Raw genomic sequence first — 22,743 nt, 5'->3', positions numbered from 1 at the left:
AATAATGACTGAAATTTTATGAATTGGTAAGAGAAGAACGGCTTGATAAGGAAGCAGATAGAACAGCCTCCTTACTCGCTATCAGCTCACATTGGGCTGCTTTAGTTCAACTGTGAAATTTACTTAAACTTTTTATTTGCTTCCAATAATGAACCTATTTCATTCAGCATTGCCTGCCCTTTTTCCTGTGGTAATTGGGCATCTACCGGTAAATACCACCAATTTGTCCGGGCAAATTTAAAGCACTTAACGGCATCTTTTTCCGTCATGAGTAAATTCTGGTTTGTCTCAGCCAGATGACTCAATTGCTCTTCGGTGTACATTTGATGATCGGCAAATGCATACTCTTTTTGCACGTCAGCCCCCAGCTGTTGCAGGGTAGCAAAGAACCGTGGTGGATGCCCGATTCCTGCCATAGCAATAGCATGAGGTATGCGATTCACTGGCCGTTTTTCACCGCTGACCATATTCACCGCCAGCCTGCCGGTTAATGTCATTGATAATTCGCCTGATTGAGGAGTACCACCGTTGGTAATAACGGCATTAACCCTATTCAACCGCCCGGATAACTCACGCATTGGACCAGCCGGAAGCCACCAGCCATTACCAAAACGGCGTACGCCATCAATGACCACAATTTCAAAATCCCGTTGCAAAGCATAATGCTGTAGACCATCGTCAGTCACGATAATATCCAATGGCGTATCTGCCAGTAACGCTTTTACTGCTTCAACCCGTTTTGGCGCAACCGCCACAGGTGCGCCAGTACGACGATGGATCAACACAGGTTCATCACCAGCCTGAGCCGTAGTGATCTTGTCAGTCACCAACAAAGGATAATTTTTTGCTTTACCGCCATAGCCACGGGACACAACACCAACCCGGTAACCTTTTTTCTGCAACTGTTCCACCAGCCAGATAACAACCGGAGTTTTTCCATTACCTCCGGCAGTCAGATTACCCACCACCACAACAGGTACAGGCGCTTTCCAGGATTGACTCAACCCTGCGTTATAACTCAATCGCCGTAAGCCACTTATCAGCCCATAAAGGGCTGAAAAAGGTAATAACAGCCAATAAAGCCATGAACGGCCTGACCATATGCGTTCAATCATTGCCCAAATTGCATCCGATGTAGTTGTGAGTAAACCCCATTGTTCTCCAGCAAAGAGAGATGGTTACCTCGTTCAACAATATGCCCGTCTTCAATAACCAGAATTTCATCCGCTTTTTCAATAGTTGAAAGACGATGGGCGATAACCAGTGAAGTTCTGTTTTTCTGCAATTCATCCAACGCAGCCTGAATTGCCCGCTCAGATTCCGTATCCAATGCTGAAGTCGCCTCATCAAGAATCAGAATCGGAGAATCACGCAATAAGGCACGCGCGATAGCAATACGCTGACGCTGCCCCCCTGAAAGCAGAACACCATTTTCACCGATCATGGTATCCAGGCCGTTATCCAACTTCCTGATGAAGTCCATTGCATAGGCCATCTCAGCCGCCTTCTCAATCTCTTCGCGGTTGTATTGGTTTTCACTGGCATAAGCAATATTGTTCGCTACCGTGTCATTAAATAAATGGACATTCTGCGATACCAGAGCCACCTGGCTACGCAAAGAAGAAAGGGTATATTGCCGTAAATCATGCTCATCAAGCAAAATACTGCCTGCGTTGATATCATAAAAACGGGTCATTAAATTGGCTATTGTGGATTTACCAGAACCCGATCGCCCTACCAAAGCAACCGTTTTTCCGGCCGGGATATACATGGAAATATTTTGTAACGCTGGCAGTTCTTTGGTCGGGTAGCAGAAAGAGACATCACGGAACTCAATATCCCCTTTCGCTTTCTTAAGTTCCAATTTGCCGTCATCTTTTTCCTGTTCCATATCCAGAATAGCAAACAGCGTCTGACAGGCAGCCATACCACGCTGGAATTGTGCGTTAACATTAGTCAACGATTTCAATGGACGCATCAGCGCAATCATTGATGAGAATACGACGGTAATTTTACCGGCGGTCAGTGTTTCCATAATATCCGGAAAGCTTGCCGCGTACAGTACAAAAGCCAAAGCAAACGAAGCAATAAGCTGAATAATCGGATCAGAAATTGATGAAGCGGAAACCATCTTCATGCCTTGCTGACGCATACGGTTACTGACGTGATTAAAGCGCTCAGTTTCTACTTTCTGCCCGCCGAAAATCAGCACTTCTTTGTGCCCTTTCAGCATCTGCTCCGCACTGGAGGTAACTTGCCCCATGCTGTTTTGCATACTTTTGCTGATACTGCGAAACCGACCCGATACCACGCGAATAACTATTGACACAATTGGGGCAATGACAATCAGGATCAGAGATAGCTGCCAGCTATAGTAGAACATCAGGATAAACAGACCGAGGATTGATGCCCCTTCCCTGACAACGGTAATCAGTGCGCTAGAGGAGGAGGAGGCCACCTGCTCAGAATCATAAGTAATTCGGGAAAGCAAAGTCCCGGTAGATTGCTGATCAAAAAAGGATACCGGCATCCCCATCATATGGCTGAACAGACGACGGCGCATCTGCATAACCACCTTACCGGAGACCCAGGAGATACAGTAACTTGATACAAACCCGGATAACCCACGCATAATCATCAAAGCAATGACAACCATTGGCATCCATTTCAGTACATCATTGCTTGCTTTGCCGAAACCCTCATCAAGTAAAGGCTTAAGCAATGAAAGCATTAATGTATCACCGGCAGCATTGATGATCAGTGCAACCGCAGCAACTATTAGCCCAATCTTAAACGGAACGATGATTGGCCATAGTCGGCGAAAGGTCTGCCAGGTAGAAAGGTCTTTATCATTCATTATTGAGTTACCAACACCAAAAAGAAATAGCGGGTTATTCTACTCATGATCACCACGAATACCAAACCACTGATGATACCAACGTGACATAATTTGTTGCCTGTAGCCCATAACTTCAACATAATCGCCATAAAAATAAGCGGTTATCTGCCCGGACACTGCGGTAGTACGCCATTCTGCTCCGGCCTGACGATAACGCCGCTGCACCTTGACCGAAGGGAGCCGCCACGGGCTATAGCGTGCAACAGAGGCCAATGCATATTGCGGTGCCACGGTACGAATAAAAGCGGCCGTAGATGATGTGTTACTACCATGATGTGGAACTTGCAATATCGTCGATCTTAAATGCTCTTTTTCTATTCCCAGCAGCTTATATTCCCCCTGTTTTTCCAGATCCCCGGTCAAAAGCAGGCTGTATTGACCATCATCTACACGAATAACACAGGATTCATTGTTACCCGCGTGTAATGATCTTGCCGGCGGCCATAATACACGGAAGCTCAACCCCTGCCAGCGCCACTGTTCACCGCGTATACAGGGAAGATGTTCACTGTTAATTAAAGGACTTCTGACAGTAATATCAGGATATTTCTGTTGTAAGAATGCCAACCCGCCCGTATGGTCAAGGTGATCATGACTGATAATAATCTGCTCCGGCGTTAATCTGTGCCAACGCAAATAAGGAATTATCACCCTCTCAGCCATATTGCCGGTTTCCCAACGGTTACCGGTATCAAAAATCAGCGCCTTGCCCTCTTTTTCAATGATAACAGCCAGCCCATGCCCAACATCCAGCATAGAAAACCGCCATAGATATTCTTCATTGCGCCTCAGATAGCAGAGCATGACCCCTAAAGAAATGCCAATCAGCAATTTGTATGATTGCCACCAGGCGAATCGCCAGATAATGAGACTAAACCAGGCAATAAATGTGATTAGTAGAGGAAAACGGCCAGTTTCACGCCATGACTGTTGTAAAACTGGCAAAGGGATCAAAGAGAAGGTCACAGAGTAATCGACTAATTGCCATAATAAAGCCTGAATAAGAGGGCAAAAAGTGCTTATTAATGCCAGCATAATCAATGGCACAGTGATAAAAGAGATGATTGGTACGGCCCAGAAGTTAGCAAATAAAGCGGCAAAATTAACGCCATGAAATAATAATAGCTGGAGGGGAATAAGCATCAGCATCATGCCCATTTGCAGATATAACCCACGTAGCCATAGCCACTTCCAACCATAACGAAATGGTTCAGTCAACGGTGCCCAGTAGAACCAGAACATCAAAGCCATCACAGCAAAGAAGGAGAGCCAGAAGCTATCAGAAAGCACGGTCAGGGGATCAAATAAGAGAATAATTGCCGCTGTCCACAATGCCCACTGCCAAGGAAAACACAGGATATTTCTGTAGCGTAAATAGAGCCAGAGAGTTAAGCCAAGTAATGCACGAATAGCCGGAATTCCCCAACCCGATAGCCAGACATAATTCATTGCCACTATCCAGCCGGTAATCAGTGGGAATTTGTGCCCTATCCAACGTACAGGAAAGAAGAGTTGCAATACCCTTGCCATTCCCCAACCAAACAGGCTGGCAATGGTAATATGCAACCCTGAAATTGCCATAAGGTGAGCAGTACCTGTCTGTTGTAATAATAAATTATCCTCCTTACTTAGCCATTGACGCTCACCGAATGCCAATGCCATTGCAATGCCACTGTGTTTTAACTCACGCATAGCCGGAGCAATATTAGTGACCAGTTGCTGGCGTAAATTACATTTCTCGTTAATCAATTCAGCATGAATCACTTTCCCTGTTAGAGGCTGGCGGATAGCCAATGCCCTGCGCTGGCTATTATAACCAGCTTGATTTAGCTGACTATGAACTGGCCGTAATTTCATTTTTAGCCGCCATTTTTGACCAGCACACAGAGATTCAGGTGAAATATTCCAATAAGCAGAGATATACAGTGGCGGGAAAATAATTTTATTTTCATCTGCAATAATACGCAGAAGAACCCGGTTTTTTCCTTCACTTTCTTTATCACCCAATGACAAACTTTCAACAATGACCCGTGATAAGTGCTCTTTCTCACTGAAATAGATTATTTGTTCCAGCAGATGATTCCCCTGCCAGCATCCAATAAGAAATGCCAGCAACGAAATTGATACCATCCGGCAAAGACAAGATGGCAAAAACAAACAGAATAAAGCCAGTAATATCAATGCAATAATTTGCTGTTTTTGCGGTAATTCAGGCAAAAAAAGCAAGGGTATAATACCGGCAATAATGGCTATCGCAGCCTGATTCACGCTGATTACCGGAACAGGCTGTTTCCAATTTATCGTTATTCTGTTTATCAAGACTGCAAGCCACATCCTTGTTTACCCCATCCTTACTCTTTTATTTTACCCAACAAAGTATTCCTTATTATTTAAAAGGCAGCCAGAGGCATCGGAAAAATTATCAAACACCTTCGCAGATTAATTTTAAGCTAAAAATAATTTCATAGAAAAATGCGATCAACTTCGCAAATGGTCATACGTTGACATATTATTTTTTATCTTTATATTCAGTACGGATATCGAATAAAAAACACTACCAGCCCATACTTGTACTACAGACACAAACACGCAATCCAGGCTATCAATAAGTTATATTATCCATTTATTATTACCATTAAATATCTTGTTTCTGAAATCATTAGTAAATGCTGTAAAGTATCGTATGCAAAATAAAAAATCATTACCATCAGGTATTATCTCTATTATTGGATACTAACTTGGAGGAATTACATCAATCACTATCTAATTTTTGTGAACAATATCGCATTGATTAAACATGAAGAAGACTATATTACACTTTCCATTCTATTTTCATGTGGAAAATCATCAAAAATCATGTTAAATACAGACAAGGTGGTTTTTATGAAAAATGAAATAATTATATCTGATTCTTTACAAGAAAATGATCTCACTAGACTATTTAATGATGAAGCGTTAGCAATTCATGTAAAAAAATATGTTGATAGTCCTATTTCAGACAAGCTCTCTGATTTTTTCCTCTCGCATGAAAATCTGGAACTTCATGCACATGATTTGAAAAAAGGAGGCAAAACTATTTTTGTGGATTATGGCGTTGATAGAGTTGGTATATCTTACAACACGACGTTTGGAAAACCCAAAGATAGCGACAGTTATAAAAAATATTTTGAGAACGTGTTACCCGCAATAAGAAATGTCAGAAACTTCTGTGCTCCCATGTTGTCCCCTTTCGATAAATTTCGTTTAGAGTTAGATGAAATATGGTCCTTTGGAGCCAGTATTGCAAACTTCGAAGGTAAAAAGATGCATGTTGGTATCGCCAGGGTGATGAAAAGGCCTGAACGCTCTTTTATGGTTGAAAAACAACCTCATTTTGATGGCCTTCAACAGCAATCTGTCAATTTGTTGGGGCAATTCTCGGTGAATATATATATCAAAATGCCTGTAAATGGAGGAGAGCTGGAACTGTGGGATGTTCCTATGATTCCTATCACCGAGTTAATCGAAGATAATGCAGAAAATGATTGGCGAGGCACTCTTCCTCCATCCATTCTTATTAAACCAGAACAAGGAGATTTGATCATAATAAATACCAGGAAACCCCATGCCATTCGTAGTTTTTCCGATGGGTGTAGAATATCGTTACAAAGTTTCATTGGATTATCACTAAATAAACATCTCATGCTATGGAATTAATTATATGGTTGATGTAATAAGTACATTAGGAACGTTTTTTCTTTTAGGATTGGGAGCTGCGGCTCCCGTTGGCCCTATAAATATAGAAATTATGCGCAGACACTTAAATATCAGTTGTCTTCACGCTGTAATTTTCGGTTTAGGCGCTTGCTTTGCCGATATAATTTATTTGTTACTTTTAGGGGCTGGGGTATTACAATTATTTTCTAATACTATTTTTATGCCTATTTTCGGTTTTTTAGGTGCGTTAATCGTCATTTGGTTTGGTATTACCAGTTTACTAAATAAGAAAAACGAAGAAAATAGGAATATCATACGAAAGCCCTACCACAGACAGTTTTTTGATGGTGTATTGTTAACACTCTTAAATCCGTACAATGTTATTTTCTGGTTATCTGTAAGTGTACAACTCAACAATATTACATCAGGTAAATACAGTTTATTTATTGGCGCATCAGGTACAATTATTGGTGTTATATTTTGGGTAGCATTGATTAATGCGGTTATATTTTTCTCTAGAAAAATGCTAAACCACCGTGTTATTAAGTTTATTAATTATATCAGTGGAGTCATTTTGATTATACTTGGAATCTATTTCTTTTCATATTCAATGACGTTATTCAATCTGAAATTTTCTTAAGTCCGGAAATGCTATGCCTGAGGCTCGAATAACGTTTTTAATCAAACGAAATTTCGTGGAAATCCTTAGGCATTACTTCTAAAACTTGCTGGTAAGCGAACGACAGTGGCAATTCAGGGTTAGCAACGGCGAAATTGGGATAGTGCTTCCCAATGTTGTTACTGGCCTCACCGATGATCTCGAAGTTGCGGATCACGGCGTCCTGCACCAACCGGTTGTTTAGGAACGCCAGTTCGTCCATGTCTTCCGTGTAGCTGTCGATTCGCTTGATGGCTTCGAGGATATGCCGGATCACGCCAATGTCAAAGAGAGTGGTTTCCGGCGTCGGGTCAATACGCTGACCAAAAGGTCAGCTATTTTGTTATCAATCTAAAACAGCACCCAAAGGTGCTGTTTAGAATAAGCAATAACTTGTTATCTTCAAACTTAATCGTAGATATTCACGCGATCACGTAACTCTTTGCCAGGTTTAAAATGGGGAACGTATTTACCTTCCAGTTCCACTTTATCACCCGTTTTAGGATTACGACCTACGCGCGCGGCACGGTAGTGAAGAGAAAAACTGCCGAATCCGCGCACCTCTATACGCTCACCATCTGCCAATGTTATTGCCATATGGTCAAGCATTTCTTTCACTGCATCTTCAACGGTTTTGGCCGAAATATGAGATTGCTGGCCAGCAAGTCTTTCGATTAATTCAGACTTGGTCATTAGTACCTCCCTAAACTACCGTACTTGGATAACACTAATGTGATGTGTTATCCACCGTTATTAACTTTAACTACTCGCCTTTAGCTGCTTTGAAAGCTTCAGCCATTGCGTTGTTAGCAAAGTTTGTATCTTCTTGCTTGTTCACAGAAGCAATAGCGTCTTTTTCATCAGCTTCGTCTTTAGCACGAACAGACAAGTTGATTACACGGTTTTTGCGATCAACACCAGTATATTTAGCTTCAACTGCATCACCAACGTTCAGAACCAGAGTTGCATCTTCAACACGGTCACGAGAAGCTTCTGATGCACGCAGGTAACCTTCAACGCCGTCAGCCAGTTCTACTGTGGCGCCTTTAGCATCAACCGCAGTAACTTTACCATTAACAATAGCGCCTTTCTTGTTTACAGACAGGTAGTTATTGAATGGATCTTCCGCCAGTTGCTTGATGCCCAGGGAGATACGCTCACGCTCTGCGTCAACTTGCAACACAACAGCAGCAATTTCGTCGCCTTTTTTGTATTCACGAACGGCTTCTTCACCGGTAACGTTCCAGGAGATGTCAGACAGGTGAACCAGGCCGTCGATGCCGCCATCCAGACCAATGAAGATACCGAAGTCAGTGATAGACTTGATTTTACCTTCAACACGGTCATTCTTGTTGTGAGTTTCAGCAAACAGCTGCCATGGGTTAGCTTTACACTGTTTCAGACCCAGGGAGATACGGCGGCGTTCTTCGTCAATATCCAGAACCATAACTTCCACAACGTCACCAACATTAACAACTTTGGATGGGTGGATGTTTTTATTGGTCCAGTCCATTTCTGAAACGTGCACCAGACCTTCAACGCCTTCTTCGATTTCTACGAAGCAGCCGTAGTCAGTCAGGTTAGTGACACGGCCTGTCAGTTTAGTTCCTTCTGGGTAACGTTTAGCGATTGCTACCCATGGATCTTCGCCCAGTTGTTTCAAGCCCAGAGATACACGGGTACGCTCACGGTCGAATTTCAGTACTTTAACTGCGATTTCATCGCCCACATTGACGATTTCACTTGGGTGTTTAACACGTTTCCAAGCCATATCAGTAATGTGCAGCAAGCCATCAACGCCGCCCAGATCAACAAAAGCACCGTAGTCAGTCAGGTTCTTAACGATACCTTTAACTTCCATGCCTTCTTGCAGATTTTCCAGCAGTTGATCACGTTCTGCGCTGTTTTCAGATTCGATAACAGCACGACGGGAAACAACTACGTTGTTGCGTTTCTGATCCAGTTTGATGACTTTAAACTCAAGCTCTTTACCTTCCAGGTGAGTCGTATCACGAACTGGACGAACATCAACCAGAGAACCAGGCAGGAATGCACGGATACCGTTCAGTTCGACAGTAAAGCCGCCCTTCACTTTGCCGTTGATGATGCCAGTAACAGTTTCTGCTTCTTCGTAAGCTTTTTCCAGCATCAGCCATGCTTCATGGCGTTTTGCTTTCTCACGGGACAGAACAGTTTCACCGAAACCATCTTCAACAGCGTCTAGCGCAACATCAATTTCATCACCGACCTGGATTTCCAGCTCACCCTGAGCGTTTTTGAACTGTTCTACAGGAATAGCAGATTCTGATTTCAGACCCGCGTCAACCAATACGACATCTTTATCAATAGCAACAACGATGCCGCGAACGATAGCACCTGGACGAGTTTCAATAGATAGCAGGGATTCTTCAAAGAGTTGAGCAAAAGATTCTGTCATGTTAATGATCTTCAAAATTTCAATTTAACGTCCATTTAGCTTCCCGCCGAATGGGGTTGTTTTACATGCCCTGTCACTATTTCCTTGTGACAAGGTTGTTTGGTTTGTGGGAAAACTTTATTAGCCCACATTCCCAATTTTCAGTACATCACCAGCAATTATAAGCTAAAAACTTAAAATTGCTCAGGTAATGTAAGCGTTTTTTTCACATAATTTAGCGCTTTATCGATAACTTCTTCGATAGACATACTGGTTGAATCCAATATTAATGCGTCTTCAGCAGGCGCTAACGGTGCAACTGTCCGGTTACGGTCGCGATAATCACGTTCCTGTATCTCGGATAAAAGACGTTCAAAGTTAACACTAAAGCCCTTTTCCTGCAACTGTAGCATACGTCTGCGCGCTCGTTCTTCGGCGCTGGCATCAAGGAATATTTTCACCGGTGCATCAGAAAACACCACCGTTCCCATATCTCGGCCATCAGCAATCAGACCCGGAGCAATGCGAAAAGCACGCTGACGCCGTAACAATGCCTCACGCACCCGTGGAAAAGCCGCTGCCTGTGAGGCGGTATTTCCCACCGTTTCGGTACGAATTTCATTGCTGACGTCTTCACCCTCAAGTATCACGCTTAACTTGCCTTTTTCCGGGACAAAACGGACATCAAGATTAGCTGCCAACGGAACTAACGCGTCTTCACACTGAATATCCACCTGATGATGAATCGCCGCCAGCGCCAACACCCGATAAATAGCACCTGAATCAAGCAGTTGCCAGCCTAAAGCTTTCGCCAGTGCCTGACATAAAGTGCCTTTACCCGCGCCACTTGGCCCATCAACAGTTACTACTGGGGCTATCGCCACCATTATTGTTCTCCTTTCGCATGGCGAATTCATTTTCGCCGGATGCTGAATATTTACTCAATAAAACAATCAATATCTGTAGCTTATTATACGCCTTCAAAGGGGAAGCTAAATAAGCGGATTCTACGGCAAGTAGGTTTTGATCAAAGAAATACGCTTTATTGAGTCATAATTATCGCCAGTTATGACTTTCGCTGGCTTAATCTTTCCAATTGATTGAAATAATCGGGGAAGGTTTTTGCTGTACAACCTGGATCGAGGATAGTAACCGGTGTATCAGACAGAGCCACCAGTGAGAAACACATTGCCATCCGGTGATCATTATAGGTGCCAATTTCAGCAGGTAGTAATCTTTGTGGCGGCATAATCCGGATGTAATCTTCCCCTTCTTCTACCTCCGCACCCACTTTACGCAATTCAGTCGCCATTGCATGGAGCCGGTCTGTCTCTTTCACCCGCCAGTTGTATATATTGCGAATAACCGTTTCCCCTTGCGCAAACAGCGCGGTCGTGGCGATTGTCATCGCAGCATCGGGGATCGCATTCATATCCATATCAATACCAGTCAGGGTACCACGTTCACATTCAACGAAGTCATCACCCCAGCGAATTTTCGCCCCCATTCTTTCCAGTACATTGGCAAATTTGGTATCCCCCTGAAGGCTGTTTTTACCAATTCCAGTCACACGCACACGGCCACCTTTGATTGCCGCCGCCGCCAGAAAATAGGAAGCAGAAGATGCATCACCTTCAACCAGATAGTGGCCCGGAGAATGGTATTTCTGCTGGCCTTTAATGTGGAAAACCTGATATTGATCGTGACTGACGGTAATTCCAAAACTTTTCATTAGTGCCAGAGTGATATCAATATAAGGTTTGGAAACCAATTCACCCTGAATATGAATTTCAGAATCATTTTCTGCCAATGGCGCGGTCATGAGCAACGCAGTCAGAAACTGACTGGAAACACGGCCATCTACGGTTAATTTACCGCCAATAAAGCCGCCTTTAATGTGTAACGGCGGATAATTTTCCTGCTCCAGATAATCAATTTCTGCGCCCCCCTGACGTAAAGCATCCACAAGATGACCAATTGGGCGCTCTTTCATCCGGGGTTCGCCAGTAAGAATGACGTCATTTTTGCCAAGGCATAAAGCCGCCGCTAATGGGCGCATTGCGGTGCCGGCATTGCCAAGAAACAGTTCTACCGGCCCTTTGCCGGTAATCACCCCACCCATACCGTCAACTTCACAACAGGTACGATCATCAGACAAACGATAGCTGACCCCCAATGCCGTCAACGCATTGAGCATATGGCGAATATCATCACTATCCAGCAAGTTAGTTAGACAAGTCGTGCCTTTGGCGAAAGCCGCCAGCAATAGTGCGCGGTTGGAAACACTTTTTGACCCTGGCAGGTTAATAGTTCCATTAATGGAGAAAATAGGTTGTAGCGTCAGGGATTGCATAAATAACAGGATCTCCGATTCTCAATTAAATTTAAGTATAAGTGAGTTATTTTTATGTTTGAGGAAATATTTCCTTAACCCTGAATATTCCGGGAACATTTGCTCCCGGTCATGGTTGGCAAGTTAGCCGTTACGGCGCTCAAAATCAGCCATAAAATCAACCAAAGCCTGAACCCCTTCTATCGGCATAGCATTATAAATAGAAGCACGCATACCGCCGGAAACACGGTGTCCTTTCAGTGCCTGCAAACCTTGAGCCTCTGCTTCCGCCAGAAATTTGTTGTCCAGTGAAGCATCTGCCATCTGGAACGGTACATTCATCAGGGAACGATTTTCAGGGGCAATCTGGTTGCGATAGAACTCACTGTTATCAATGGCATGATAAAGCAGCCCGGCTTTGGCTTGGTTACGTTTTGCCATTTCTTGTACCCCACCTTGCGCTTTCAGCCACTTGAAAACCAAGCCGGAGAGATACCAAGCAAAAGTTGGCGGTGTGTTGAACATGGAGTCACACGCCGCCAGAACGGTATAGTCAAAAATCGACGGGGTTTCTTTACGAGCTTTACCTAATAAATCTTCACGAACAATAACCAGTGTGAGCCCCGCCGGACCAATATTTTTCTGCGCTCCAGCATAAATCATACTGTAACAGCTAACATCCAACGGCCCTGAAAGAATAGAGGAAGAGTAATCCGCAATAATAACTTGATTATCATTAAAATCCGGCTTTTCATGAATTGCGATACCGTCAATAGTTTCATTCGGGCAATAATGAACATAAGCCGCATCATTGCTTAATGACCATTCGCTCATTGGTTTGACACCTTTCAAACCATTAATGTCGGTTTTGATATTAATCACATTCGGCGTGCAATATTTTTTTGCTTCTTTGACTGCACATTCAGCCCAGTAACCGCCATCAATATAATCCGCCTTAACCTTGTCACCCAGCAAGTTCATTGGAACAGCGGCAAATTGACCGCGGGCACCACCGTGGCAAAACAATACCTTATAATTTTCAGGCACTGATAATAAATCCCGTAGATCCTGTTCTGCTTCCTTTGCTACAGCAATAAATTCTTTACTACGGTGACTGACTTCCATAATCGAAGTCCCGATACCATGCCAGTTACAAAGTTCCTGTTCTGCTCTGCGCAATACTTCAACCGGTAACATTGCTGGGCCTGCACTGAAATTATATACCTGACTCATTTACCTCACCCTATTTGACGAAATAATAATGATAACAACAAGAACCCGATATATCGGTTGTATCATTCCCATTTCGTCGCTGCAACGGTTATTGGATATTAAACAAAGATAAGCAGAAAATAACGTGTGTTGACAACATAATGAGAGTTTGATGGGAAAACAACGTATTCAAGGCGCTGTATTTTACAGCGCCCGCACTTAACTTTTATCTCCCCAATAATCAGGGAACGATAACTCAATATTTAACAAACATTTCGTGAATTTTTACCGGATTATGCGTTTTAGTCAGTGCTAATTGTAAAAGCACTCTGGCTTTTTGCGGATTCAGACGTTCAGACGCGACAAAACCATATTTGCTATCATCCACTTCCGCATCCTGGGTGACATAGCCCACCGGTACACGGCTTGATCTCACGACCACAACCCCATCTTTAGCAGCCTGAGCGAGGGTATCAAAAATCGTTTTGTACATATTACCGTTACCCACACCAGCGCTGATAATCCCTTGGTAACCATCATTTAGCAAAGCTTTCGCTGGCAGATCAGAAGCATTAGCATAGTTATAAACAATCCCAACTTTTGGCAGCTTATCCAGTTTACTGACATCAAAAATAGCCTTATCCGCTCTCGGTTTAGCTTCAGCGTAATAATTGACCTTACCATTATGAACAAAGCCTTCCGCCCCGGCATTAATTGGCTGGAATGCCTGAACTTCAGTGGTACTCATTTTCACCACGGTACGCCCACTGATGACCGTATCATTCATAGCCATTAACACGCCACGCTTGGCTGATGCTTTATCTCCCGCAACGACCACAGCGTTGTGCAGGTTTAACGGGCCATCAGCACCCAGCGCCGTAGATGGACGCATTGCGCCAACCATGACAATCGGTTTTTGACATTGGGTCGTCAGATCGAGGAAATAAGCCGTTTCTTCCATCGTATCTGTGCCATGTGTGATAACAAAACCATCGGTTTTGTCGCACTCAGCATTGATTTTTTTCGCCAAGGTTAGCCACACCTGATCATTCATATCCTGCGAGCCAATACTCACCACCTGCTCACCTTTCAGGTTAGCGATATCTTTGATCTCAGGAACAGCGTTGACTAATACATCAATCCCTACTTTTCCAGCAACATAGGTGGATTCAGTGGCAGATTTCCCTCCACCTGCAATCGTTCCTCCTGTTGCCAAAAGAGTAATATTTGGCAAAGCAAATGCAGAACCGCTGATTAATGCTAATAAACTTGCTAAAGCTGTGTGTTTCATCTTTTTCATGCCGCTTCCTTAAGAAAAAATATCCTGTTTGATTATGAACAATGATATCAATAAATCTGTGATGTATACTAGACTTTAGCTACTGAAAAAAAACTCGTATGATGAGTGTTTTGTAATGGGCTCTCATAAGTGAATATCATGACGCAAACCTTCATTCCCGGCAAAGACGCCGCACTGGAAGATTCGATCAATATCTTTCAGCAAAAACTGCAACATCTTGGCTTTAATATCGAAGAAGCCTCTTGGCTGAATCCGGTTCCTCATGTCTGGTCAGTGCATATCCGTGACCGCGACTGCCCTTTATGTTTCACCAACGGCAAAGGGGCAAGTAAGAAAGCCGCTCTAGCTTCTGCTTTAGGGGAGTATTTTGAACGTTTGTCAACCAACTATTTTTTTGCTGATTTCTACTTAGGACACGCTATCGCTAACGGTGATTTTGTTCATTATCCCAATGAAAAATGGTTTGCTTTACCAGATGATGATTCCCTGCCAGAAGGCATTCTGGATGCCCGGTTACGTCAGTTTTACGATCCTGAGAATGATTTATGTGCAAGTCAGTTAGTTGATTTGCAATCAGGTAATGAAGAGCGAGGAATCTGCTCACTGCCGTTTACCCGTCAATCCGATCATCATACCGTTTATATTCCAATGAATATTATTGGCAATCTTTATGTTTCCAATGGTATGTCAGCAGGCAATACAGTTAATGAAGCCAGAGTCCAGGGGTTATCAGAAGTTTTTGAACGCTATGTAAAAAACCGGATTATCGCAGAAGGCATCAGCCTGCCAGAAATTCCCCAGGAAATAATGAATCGTTATCCTGGGGTTGTTGAAGCAGTTAACAAATTACAGGATGAAGGCTTCCCGCTCTATTGTTACGACGCTTCTCTTGGTGGGCAATTCCCGGTTATTTGCGTGGTTCTGTTTAACCCCAATAATGGTACTTGTTTCGCCTCTTTTGGTGCTCATCCTGAATTTGGTGTGGCACTGGAACGTACAGTTACCGAACTGTTGCAGGGCCGCAGCCTGAAAGATCTGGATGTGTTCAATGCCCCCACTTTCGATAATGAAGAAATTGCGGAACAGACTAATCTGGAAACCCACTTTATTGATTCGAGCGGATTAATCAGTTGGGATCTATTCAAACAAGCTGCTGATTATACATTTGCTGACTGGAATTTCAGCGGCACTACAGAAGAAGAATTTGCCACCTTGATGGCTATTTTCAAACAATTGGATGCGGAAGTTTATATTGCTGACTACGAACACCTTGGTGTTTATGCCTGCCGTATTCTGGTACCGGGTATGTCTGATATTTATCCTGTGGAAGATTTGCATATTGCCAATAACACCATGGGGATCCATCTACGGGAAACTTTATTCGCGCTACCGGATAGTCAATGGCGACCGGAGGAATATCTGGCACTGCTTGAACAATTAGATGAAGAAGGTCTGGACGATTTTACCCGTGTCCGTGAACTGCTTGGTATTGCGGTTGGTAAAGATAATGGCTGGAGCAATTTACGTATTGGTGAATTGAAATCCATGTTGGCACTGGCAGCGGGTGACCTGGAACAGGCGCTGATTTGGGTAGAATGGACTCAGGATTTTAACGCCTCAGTCTTTACGATAGAACGGGCTAACTATTATCGCTGTCTGCAAACACTGCTTTTACTTACTTTGGAAGCAGATAAAGAACCTTCGCAATATTACCAGGCATTCATAAAAATGTACGGGCAAGATGCTGTTGAAGCAGCGTCAGCAGCGGTTGCGGGTGAAACATGTTTTTATGGCCTGTGGTCAATCGATTCAGATTTAAAATCACTGTCTGCTCATCAGGCTTTATTAGCCGCTTATGAGAAATTGCAAAAAGCAAAATATCATTTCTGGAATACCAAATAATATTCAATTTGGCTGAAAAGATGATTCAGTATTAAAAGTAGAATTCAGGTTAAATTAAGCTTATTTAAAACAACAAATAAATAACAAATTAACCTGAAATTTTACTTATTGAATTGCCTTTCAATTGGCAAATAAAAAAATACAATAAAATTTAAAAAAAATTTAATCAACGTAACTCAATAAATTAATTAGCATTTTATCCATTCAATCCCATCAAAACCGCGTTTGCTCGCTGAGGATTATGATCTATATCAAATTTAGCGCCAAGCACCTTTGTTACTATCATTACGTACAATAACTAATGAATAATAAAGAGAATGTTAGTATGCGAGCTGACAACCCTTTTAACTTATTGCCACCCGCTGTAATGACGCAAATCGCCGATGATATTGGTGTTTATAAAACCACCAAACATCCTGCAATAACTTATATATCAGCCATCACTGCCGGGGTTTTTATTTCTATTGCGTTTGTCTTTTATATTACCGCCACCACAGGAACCGCCTCTGTCCCTTATGGGTTAGCTAAATTAGTTGGCGGGATCTGTTTTTCCCTCGGATTAATGCTCGTTGTCGTTTGTGGCGCAGACTTATTTACTTCCACTGTGCTCACCATTATTGCTAAAGCAACCGGACGGATAACCTGGAACCAAATGTTTAAAAACTGGATTAACGTTTATTTGGGTAATTTGATTGGCGCGCTATTTTTTGTCGCAGTGATATGGTTTGCCGGTCAATATAATGTCGCTAACGGATTATGGGGCCTGAATGTACTACAAACGGCTGACCATAAAGTACACCACACGTTTATTGAAGCCCTGTCTTTAGGCATTCTCGCCAATCTGATGGTTTGTCTCGCCGTTTGGATGAGTTATGCCGGGCGTAGTTTAATGGACAAAATATTTGTCATGATTTTGCCTGTGAGTATGTTTGTTGCCAGCGGCTTTGAGCACAGTATTGCTAACATGTTTTTAATTCCGCTTGGTATTGTTATTAAGCATTTCGCACCTACTGAATTCTGGTTCAATGTGGGTGCTACACCTGAACAATTTTCTCAACTCACCATTTCACACTTTATTACCAACAATTTAATTCCGGTCACTATCGGTAATATTATCGGTGGCGCAATTTTGGTGGGTTTGACTTACTGGTTAATTTATCTGCGTAGTGAGCAAAAACATTAATTCGCTCCCTCGCCGGGTTTCTCAAAAGTTCGATTATTAAAAGGTAGAAGTATCATGACTGAATTAAATGGAAAATTCTCTATAGCATGGCAAGGTTTTAATCAGGGTGACTGGCAGAACGAGGTTAATGTTCGTGACTTCATCCAAAAAAACTATACACCATATGAGGGTGATGAATCTTTCCTGTCAGGTTCAACCAAAGCAACTGATGCCCTGTGGGAAAAAGTCATGGAAGGTATCAAAATCGAAAACCGTACTCACGCGCCAGTTGATTTTGATACTGATGTTGCTGCTACTATTACCTCTCATGATGCGGGTTACATCGAAAAAGATTTGGAAACCATCGTCGGCCTGCAAACTGAAGCCCCGCTAAAACGCGCCCTGATCCCATTTGGCGGCATCAAAATGGTAGAAGGTTCATGTAAAGTTTATGGCCGTGAACTTGATCCTAAATTAAAACAGATTTTCACTGAATATCGTAAGACGCATAACCAGGGTGTGTTCGATGTTTACACACCAGATATTTTAAAATGCCGAAAATCCGGGATCCTGACGGGTCTGCCTGATGCCTATGGCCGTGGTCGTATCATTGGTGACTATCGCCGGGTTGCGGTATACGGTATCGACTATCTACGTGATGATAAACTCGTCCAATTCAATTCGTTGCAGGAAAAACTGGAAAACGGTGAAGATCTGGCGATAACCATCCAGTTACGGGAAGAGATTGCCGAACAGCATCGTGCTCTGAATCAAATTAAAGAGATGGCCGCTAAATACGGCTATGATATTTCAGGTCCCGCAACTAACGCTAAAGAAGCAGTACAGTGGACTTACTTCGCTTATTTGGCCGCAGTCAAATCTCAAAATGGGGCTGCAATGTCCTTCGGACGCGTATCCAGCTTTCTGGATATCTACATTGAGCGGGACCTGAAAGCCGGTAAACTGACAGAAATCGAAGCGCAGGAATTGATCGACCATCTGGTCATGAAACTGCGGATGGTTCGTTTCCTGCGTACACCTGAATATGATGAACTGTTCTCCGGTGATCCTATCTGGGCAACAGAATCTTTGGCTGGTATGGGAGTGGATGGTCGTACTCTGGTGACCAAAAACAGTTTCCGTTTCCTGAACACTTTATACACCATGGGCCCATCGCCCGAACCCAACATGACTATTCTGTGGTCTGAAAAATTGCCGGTAAGTTTCAAAAAATTCGCAGCAAAAGTTTCCATCGACACCTCATCTTTACAGTATGAGAACGATGATCTGATGCGTCCTGATTTCAATAACGATGATTACGCTATCGCCTGTTGTGTCAGCCCGATGATTGTGGGTAAACAGATGCAATTCTTTGGTGCCCGCGCAAATCTGGCGAAAACCATGCTGTACGCCATTAACGGCGGGGTGGATGAAAAGCTGAAAATGCAGGTTGGCCCGAAAGAAGAGCCAATGCAAGATGAAGTCCTGGATTACGACAACGTGATGGCCCGTCTGGATCATTTTATGGATTGGCTGGCAAAACAGTATGTTACGGCACTGAATATCATCCACTATATGCATGATAAATACAGCTACGAAGCCGCGCTGATGGCGCTGCATGACCGTGATGTTTACCGTACTATGGCATGTGGTATTGCCGGCCTATCTGTCGCTGCTGATTCACTATCTGCAATCAAATATGCCAAAGTTTCGCCAATCCGCGACGAAGACGGTTTAGCTATTGATTTCAACATTGAAGGTGAATACCCACAATTCGGTAACAATGATTCACGGGTTGATGATATCGCCTGTGATCTGGTTAAACGCTTCATGAAGAAAATCCAGAAGCTGAAGACTTACCGTAACGCAGTGCCTACTCAATCGGTTCTGACCATCACTTCTAACGTAGTATATGGCAAAAAAACCGGTAACACGCCTGATGGACGTCGCGCTGGCGCGCCATTTGGACCAGGTGCCAACCCAATGCATGGTCGTGACCAGAAAGGGGCTGTCGCTTCTCTGACATCTGTTGCTAAACTGCCATTCGCCTATGCGAAAGATGGTATCTCTTATACTTTCTCTATCGTACCGAATGCGTTAGGTAAAGATGATGAGGCACGTAAAACTAACCTGGCAGGTCTGATGGATGGCTACTTCCACCACGAAGCAGCAGTTGAAGGTGGTCAACATCTGAACGTCAACGTGATGAACCGAGACATGTTGCTGGATGCAATGGAAAACCCTGAAAAATATCCTCAGTTAACCATTCGGGTATCCGGTTATGCCGTGCGTTTCAACTCATTGACGAAAGAACAGCAACGGGATGTGATCACCCGTACTTTCACACAATCTATGTAATAATGTGTTGCTAAAAGGCCCTGAATTTTGGGGCCTTTATCTATTTATCCCGTCAGTTTTGGAGCAATCCTGTTATGTCCGTACTTGGCCGTATCCACTCTTCCGAATCCTGCGGCACCGTTGATGGCCCAGGTATCCGGTTTATCGTCTTTTTTCAGGGCTGTCTGATGCGCTGCCTCTATTGCCATAACCGCGACACATGGGACACCCACGGTGGTAAAGAAGTCACTGTCGAAGAATTGATGAAAGAGGCCACAACCTATCGTCATTTTATGAACGCATCAGGCGGCGGCGTTACCGCATCAGGTGGTGAAGCCATTCTTCAAGCTGAATTTGTACGTGACTGGTTTAAAGCCTGTCGTGCCGAAAGTATTCAAACCTGTCTTGATACCAATGGATTTGTCCGCCGCTATGATCCGGTTATTGATGAACTGATGGACGCAACTGATCTTGTTATGCTTGATTTGAAACAGATTAATGATGAAATCCACCAAAAGCTGGTAGGTGTTTCAAATCACCGCACTTTGGAGTTTGCCCGCTATCTGGCTAAACGTAATCAAAAAACCTGGATTCGTTACGTTGTCGTCCCAGGCTGGTCTGATGATGATGAATCCGCTCATATGCTGGGTGAATTTACCAGGGATATGAAAAATATTGAGAAAATTGAGCTTCTGCCTTATCACGAACTGGGTAAACATAAATGGATTACTATGGGTGAGGAATATAAGCTGGAAGGTGTTAAACCTCCTGCAAAAGAGACAATGGACAGAGTTAAAGGTATTTTGGAAAGGTATGGGCATAAGGTTGTGTATTGAATTTCTTAACCTCCACTCCTGAAATGAAATATGAAGTACAGTAAAGCTGAAAATCGGATTAGTCCGGTTTTCAAGATTAAAATAAAAAAGGGAACATCTATCAATTCAGGCATAATCTCTCCGAAAGACAGAGATGCATTCAGGAAATAATCGAAGAACTGGTATTTATATTTCCACGCTAACTCTCCTGCGTCTAAAACGCTCTTAAAAAAACACCCTTAAAAACAAAAATAAATATTGACTTACAATTTACATTGTGTATTTTTATTATATCGCGCTATATTAAGTTAAGCTTCAAAGAAACAGGTGGTTTGTTTTGGATACTTTAGATGAATTCTACGAAAGAAATCCTTGGGCCAGAGGGTACTTTGATAATAGTACCAATGAAGAAAGGAAACTTCTGAAAATTCAGATGGATAAACAAAACGAGTTGATGGTGCTCATGGATAGAGTTGCCAACAAATATATGAAATGGAGCCTGGCTAAAGACCACTTTATCGGTGAAGTCATTGCTTATTCTGAAGATATCACCGCAAAAATAAATACCGGGGAGCTTTCGATCTCTGAGGCAATAGCATCGTTAGATGAAGAGATGCGATCGTTAGAAAAACAGGATGCAATGCTTTCTCAAAAGAGAGTAAGGCAAGCTATCGTTGTAAAGAAAAAAGCACCAGATGAGAATACTAAAAGCAAGAAAGATGAAGCAGACAATTTGATTATTGCATGGATTGGATTTGTATCTGGAACTATACAATTCATTGGTGGATTTATTGCTATTGATTCTCTTGTTGAAGCAGCGCCTGGAGCACTATTGATGGCTCATGGCCTTAATAACATCGTTGAAAGTGGGTATTATATCCTTTATCGTGAGAACTATACTGGCCCAGTTAAATTTGTCTATGAAGGGGTTGGAGAGAAAGCTTTTGGAATGGATAAACGCAATACTGATGTGATATATACATCGGTTGATGTTGGTATGTCTATTAATGGATTATTTGGTTACAAGCTCGAACCAGATAGTCAAAGACTATATCGGTATATAAATGCTGATCTACTCGTTGGCCTAAAACGGCGGGGTATAGAAATGATGAATTACAAAGAGTTAATTCTTGAATTAACAGGTGATGCAAACACCATCTATGGACAATACAGATCATATTAAGGAGTAATATAGAATGGGCTATGCATATATCATTTTTTCTTTACTTATACTTTATCCTCTATACTCTGCTTTCAAGAAACTTTTAATGTCTGATAATGTCTATGCTAACTTTTCATCTTTATTACTTGCGATGACATTTATTTGTTATCATCTATACGTTTTTAATTTTGATTATATCCCATTTTTTGGTGTATCTACTTCTGATGATGATTTTGTATTTTATAGCTCTATTGTGCTAGTTATCATTTACAATATTGTCTATATGATTGCACACAGCAGACATTATAGGAAAAACAAATGGTGATTTTATAGATAAATAAATTAATGATCGATAATCAGCTATACTAAGGATATAATCAATGATCTATCTCTACATTTTATTTTCTTTGATTATGATGATTCCTTTGTATTTTTTTCAAAGTGGCTTCTACAAGCCAATAGCTATTACTGCAATTTTGCTGTATTCCATATTGGGTTGCACATAAGAGATTTTATCGATAAGGTTTAACTAATTAATAATTCATTGATTATTTTACTATAAACTCAAACCAGATAGTCAAAGATTATATCGGTATATACTCAAAACACTTCAAGGTGCATGTTTGAAAAACAACTATCTTGTTGAATTTAAATATTTTTATGTCTGGTGATTCAAGCATCTTGAAGTTCATTCGGTATATAAATGCTGATCTGCTTTGGGGATTAAAACACCAAGGAATTAAGATGATGAGTACAGAAGATATAATTTTAGAAATTGCTGGTGATTTAAATACTATATATGGTCAAATAAGGAACCGCTGATGAATTCAGCTTATGTTTCACTGTCTTTGA

Annotated in this window: 17 protein-coding genes; 7 read left to right on the top strand and 10 right to left on the bottom strand. The window is 42.4% G+C overall.

Going from position 1 to position 22,743, the window contains the following annotated elements; all coding sequences use genetic code 11:
* Positions 1-119: 119 nt before the first annotated feature.
* The 3 genes from lpxK to C5471_RS09665 are packed head-to-tail and all read right to left on the bottom strand — an operon-like array spanning position 120 to position 5,233.
* The gene (lpxK, locus tag C5471_RS09675) at positions 120-1,115 is read right to left on the bottom strand and encodes a tetraacyldisaccharide 4'-kinase (RefSeq protein ID WP_133814549.1); all 996 of its coding nucleotides are present in this window, start codon (positions 1,113-1,115) and stop codon (positions 120-122) included.
* Complete coding sequence (gene msbA / locus C5471_RS09670; RefSeq protein ID WP_133814548.1) at positions 1,112-2,860, bottom strand: lipid A ABC transporter ATP-binding protein/permease MsbA; 1,749 nt, start codon at positions 2,858-2,860, stop codon at positions 1,112-1,114. Before msbA ends, lpxK begins: the two co-directional genes overlap by 4 nt.
* Before the next feature lie 36 nt (positions 2,861-2,896).
* Positions 2,897-5,233, bottom strand: coding sequence for a ComEC family protein (locus tag C5471_RS09665; RefSeq protein ID WP_133814547.1), 2,337 nt, complete (start codon positions 5,231-5,233; stop codon positions 2,897-2,899).
* Between the two features lie 549 nt (positions 5,234-5,782).
* On the opposite strand from C5471_RS09665, the gene C5471_RS09660 reads away from it, so the two are divergent.
* Entirely contained in the window at positions 5,783-6,595 is an 813-nt protein-coding gene (locus C5471_RS09660) for a 2OG-Fe(II) oxygenase (protein ID WP_133814546.1), read from the top strand.
* 4 nt (positions 6,596-6,599) lie between these two features.
* Positions 6,600-7,235 (top strand): LysE family translocator, encoded by a 636-nt coding sequence (locus C5471_RS09655; RefSeq protein ID WP_133814545.1) that lies wholly within the window; start codon positions 6,600-6,602, stop codon positions 7,233-7,235.
* Between the two features lie 37 nt (positions 7,236-7,272).
* Here the strand turns inward: C5471_RS09655 and C5471_RS09650 are convergent, their stop codons facing one another.
* The 7 genes from C5471_RS09650 to ansB form a co-directional block, all read right to left on the bottom strand.
* Positions 7,273-7,530, bottom strand: a complete 258-nt coding sequence (locus C5471_RS09650; RefSeq protein WP_207627280.1) for a HepT-like ribonuclease domain-containing protein — start codon at positions 7,528-7,530, stop codon at positions 7,273-7,275.
* Positions 7,531-7,661: 131 nt separating this feature from the next.
* Positions 7,662-7,946 carry an integration host factor subunit beta gene (gene ihfB, locus C5471_RS09645; RefSeq protein ID WP_021325190.1) on the bottom strand — a complete coding sequence of 95 codons (285 nt, stop codon included), beginning with the start codon at positions 7,944-7,946 and terminating at the stop codon, positions 7,662-7,664.
* A gap of 70 nt (positions 7,947-8,016) precedes the next feature.
* Positions 8,017-9,690: a 30S ribosomal protein S1 gene (gene rpsA, locus C5471_RS09640; RefSeq protein WP_133814544.1), complete on the bottom strand. Its 1,674-nt coding sequence runs from the start codon at positions 9,688-9,690 to the stop codon at positions 8,017-8,019.
* A gap of 173 nt (positions 9,691-9,863) precedes the next feature.
* On the bottom strand, positions 9,864-10,556 hold the full coding sequence (gene cmk / locus C5471_RS09635; RefSeq protein ID WP_133814543.1) for a (d)CMP kinase: 693 nt from the start codon (positions 10,554-10,556) through the stop codon (positions 9,864-9,866).
* Between the two features lie 179 nt (positions 10,557-10,735).
* Positions 10,736-12,022, bottom strand: a complete 1,287-nt coding sequence (aroA, locus tag C5471_RS09630; protein ID WP_133814542.1) for a 3-phosphoshikimate 1-carboxyvinyltransferase — start codon at positions 12,020-12,022, stop codon at positions 10,736-10,738.
* A 123-nt stretch (positions 12,023-12,145) separates the two neighbouring features.
* Complete coding sequence (serC, locus tag C5471_RS09625) at positions 12,146-13,234, bottom strand: 3-phosphoserine/phosphohydroxythreonine transaminase (protein WP_133814541.1); 1,089 nt, start codon at positions 13,232-13,234, stop codon at positions 12,146-12,148.
* 235 nt (positions 13,235-13,469) lie between these two features.
* Entirely contained in the window at positions 13,470-14,513 is a 1,044-nt protein-coding gene (gene ansB, locus C5471_RS09620) for an L-asparaginase 2 (RefSeq protein ID WP_133814540.1), read from the bottom strand.
* 138 nt (positions 14,514-14,651) lie between these two features.
* Here ansB and ycaO point away from each other — a divergent pair, with 138 nt between their 5' ends.
* From ycaO to C5471_RS09595, 5 genes are all read left to right on the top strand, one after another.
* Positions 14,652-16,415, top strand: a complete 1,764-nt coding sequence (ycaO, locus tag C5471_RS09615; protein WP_133814539.1) for a 30S ribosomal protein S12 methylthiotransferase accessory factor YcaO — start codon at positions 14,652-14,654, stop codon at positions 16,413-16,415.
* A 325-nt stretch (positions 16,416-16,740) separates the two neighbouring features.
* On the top strand, positions 16,741-17,598 hold the full coding sequence (gene focA, locus C5471_RS09610; protein ID WP_133814538.1) for a formate transporter FocA: 858 nt from the start codon (positions 16,741-16,743) through the stop codon (positions 17,596-17,598).
* A gap of 54 nt (positions 17,599-17,652) precedes the next feature.
* Positions 17,653-19,935, top strand: coding sequence for a formate C-acetyltransferase (gene pflB / locus C5471_RS09605; RefSeq protein WP_133814537.1), 2,283 nt, complete (start codon positions 17,653-17,655; stop codon positions 19,933-19,935).
* Positions 19,936-20,009: 74 nt separating this feature from the next.
* Entirely contained in the window at positions 20,010-20,750 is a 741-nt protein-coding gene (gene pflA, locus C5471_RS09600) for a pyruvate formate lyase 1-activating protein (protein ID WP_133814536.1), read from the top strand.
* Positions 20,751-21,066: 316 nt separating this feature from the next.
* Positions 21,067-21,912: a DUF4225 domain-containing protein gene (locus C5471_RS09595; protein ID WP_133814535.1), complete on the top strand. Its 846-nt coding sequence runs from the start codon at positions 21,067-21,069 to the stop codon at positions 21,910-21,912.
* The last annotated feature ends 831 nt before the right edge of the window (positions 21,913-22,743 follow it).

The organism is Photorhabdus tasmaniensis (assembly GCF_011189505.1).
In the GTDB taxonomy this organism is placed as follows: Bacteria; Pseudomonadota; Gammaproteobacteria; order Enterobacterales; family Enterobacteriaceae; genus Photorhabdus; species Photorhabdus tasmaniensis.
This window is presented reverse-complemented; position numbering and strand designations above follow the sequence as displayed.

What these genes read in the sequence shown, in the direction of transcription:
- lpxK (WP_133814549.1), bottom strand. Translation starts at nt 1,115, where the DNA reads ATGATTGAACGCATATGGTCAGGCCGTTCATGGCTTTATTGGCTGTTA.
- C5471_RS09665 (WP_133814547.1), bottom strand. Translation starts at nt 5,233, where the DNA reads ATGTGGCTTGCAGTCTTGATAAACAGAATAACGATAAATTGGAAACAG.
- C5471_RS09660 (WP_133814546.1), top strand. Translation starts at nt 5,783, where the DNA reads ATGAAAAATGAAATAATTATATCTGATTCTTTACAAGAAAATGATCTC.
- C5471_RS09655 (WP_133814545.1), top strand. Translation starts at nt 6,600, where the DNA reads ATGGTTGATGTAATAAGTACATTAGGAACGTTTTTTCTTTTAGGATTG.
- ihfB (WP_021325190.1), bottom strand. Translation starts at nt 7,946, where the DNA reads ATGACCAAGTCTGAATTAATCGAAAGACTTGCTGGCCAGCAATCTCAT.
- rpsA (WP_133814544.1), bottom strand. Translation starts at nt 9,690, where the DNA reads ATGACAGAATCTTTTGCTCAACTCTTTGAAGAATCCCTGCTATCTATT.
- cmk (WP_133814543.1), bottom strand. Translation starts at nt 10,556, where the DNA reads ATGGTGGCGATAGCCCCAGTAGTAACTGTTGATGGGCCAAGTGGCGCG.
- aroA (WP_133814542.1), bottom strand. Translation starts at nt 12,022, where the DNA reads ATGCAATCCCTGACGCTACAACCTATTTTCTCCATTAATGGAACTATT.
- serC (WP_133814541.1), bottom strand. Translation starts at nt 13,234, where the DNA reads ATGAGTCAGGTATATAATTTCAGTGCAGGCCCAGCAATGTTACCGGTT.
- ansB (WP_133814540.1), bottom strand. Translation starts at nt 14,513, where the DNA reads ATGAAAAAGATGAAACACACAGCTTTAGCAAGTTTATTAGCATTAATC.
- ycaO (WP_133814539.1), top strand. Translation starts at nt 14,652, where the DNA reads ATGACGCAAACCTTCATTCCCGGCAAAGACGCCGCACTGGAAGATTCG.
- focA (WP_133814538.1), top strand. Translation starts at nt 16,741, where the DNA reads ATGCGAGCTGACAACCCTTTTAACTTATTGCCACCCGCTGTAATGACG.
- pflB (WP_133814537.1), top strand. Translation starts at nt 17,653, where the DNA reads ATGACTGAATTAAATGGAAAATTCTCTATAGCATGGCAAGGTTTTAAT.
- pflA (WP_133814536.1), top strand. Translation starts at nt 20,010, where the DNA reads ATGTCCGTACTTGGCCGTATCCACTCTTCCGAATCCTGCGGCACCGTT.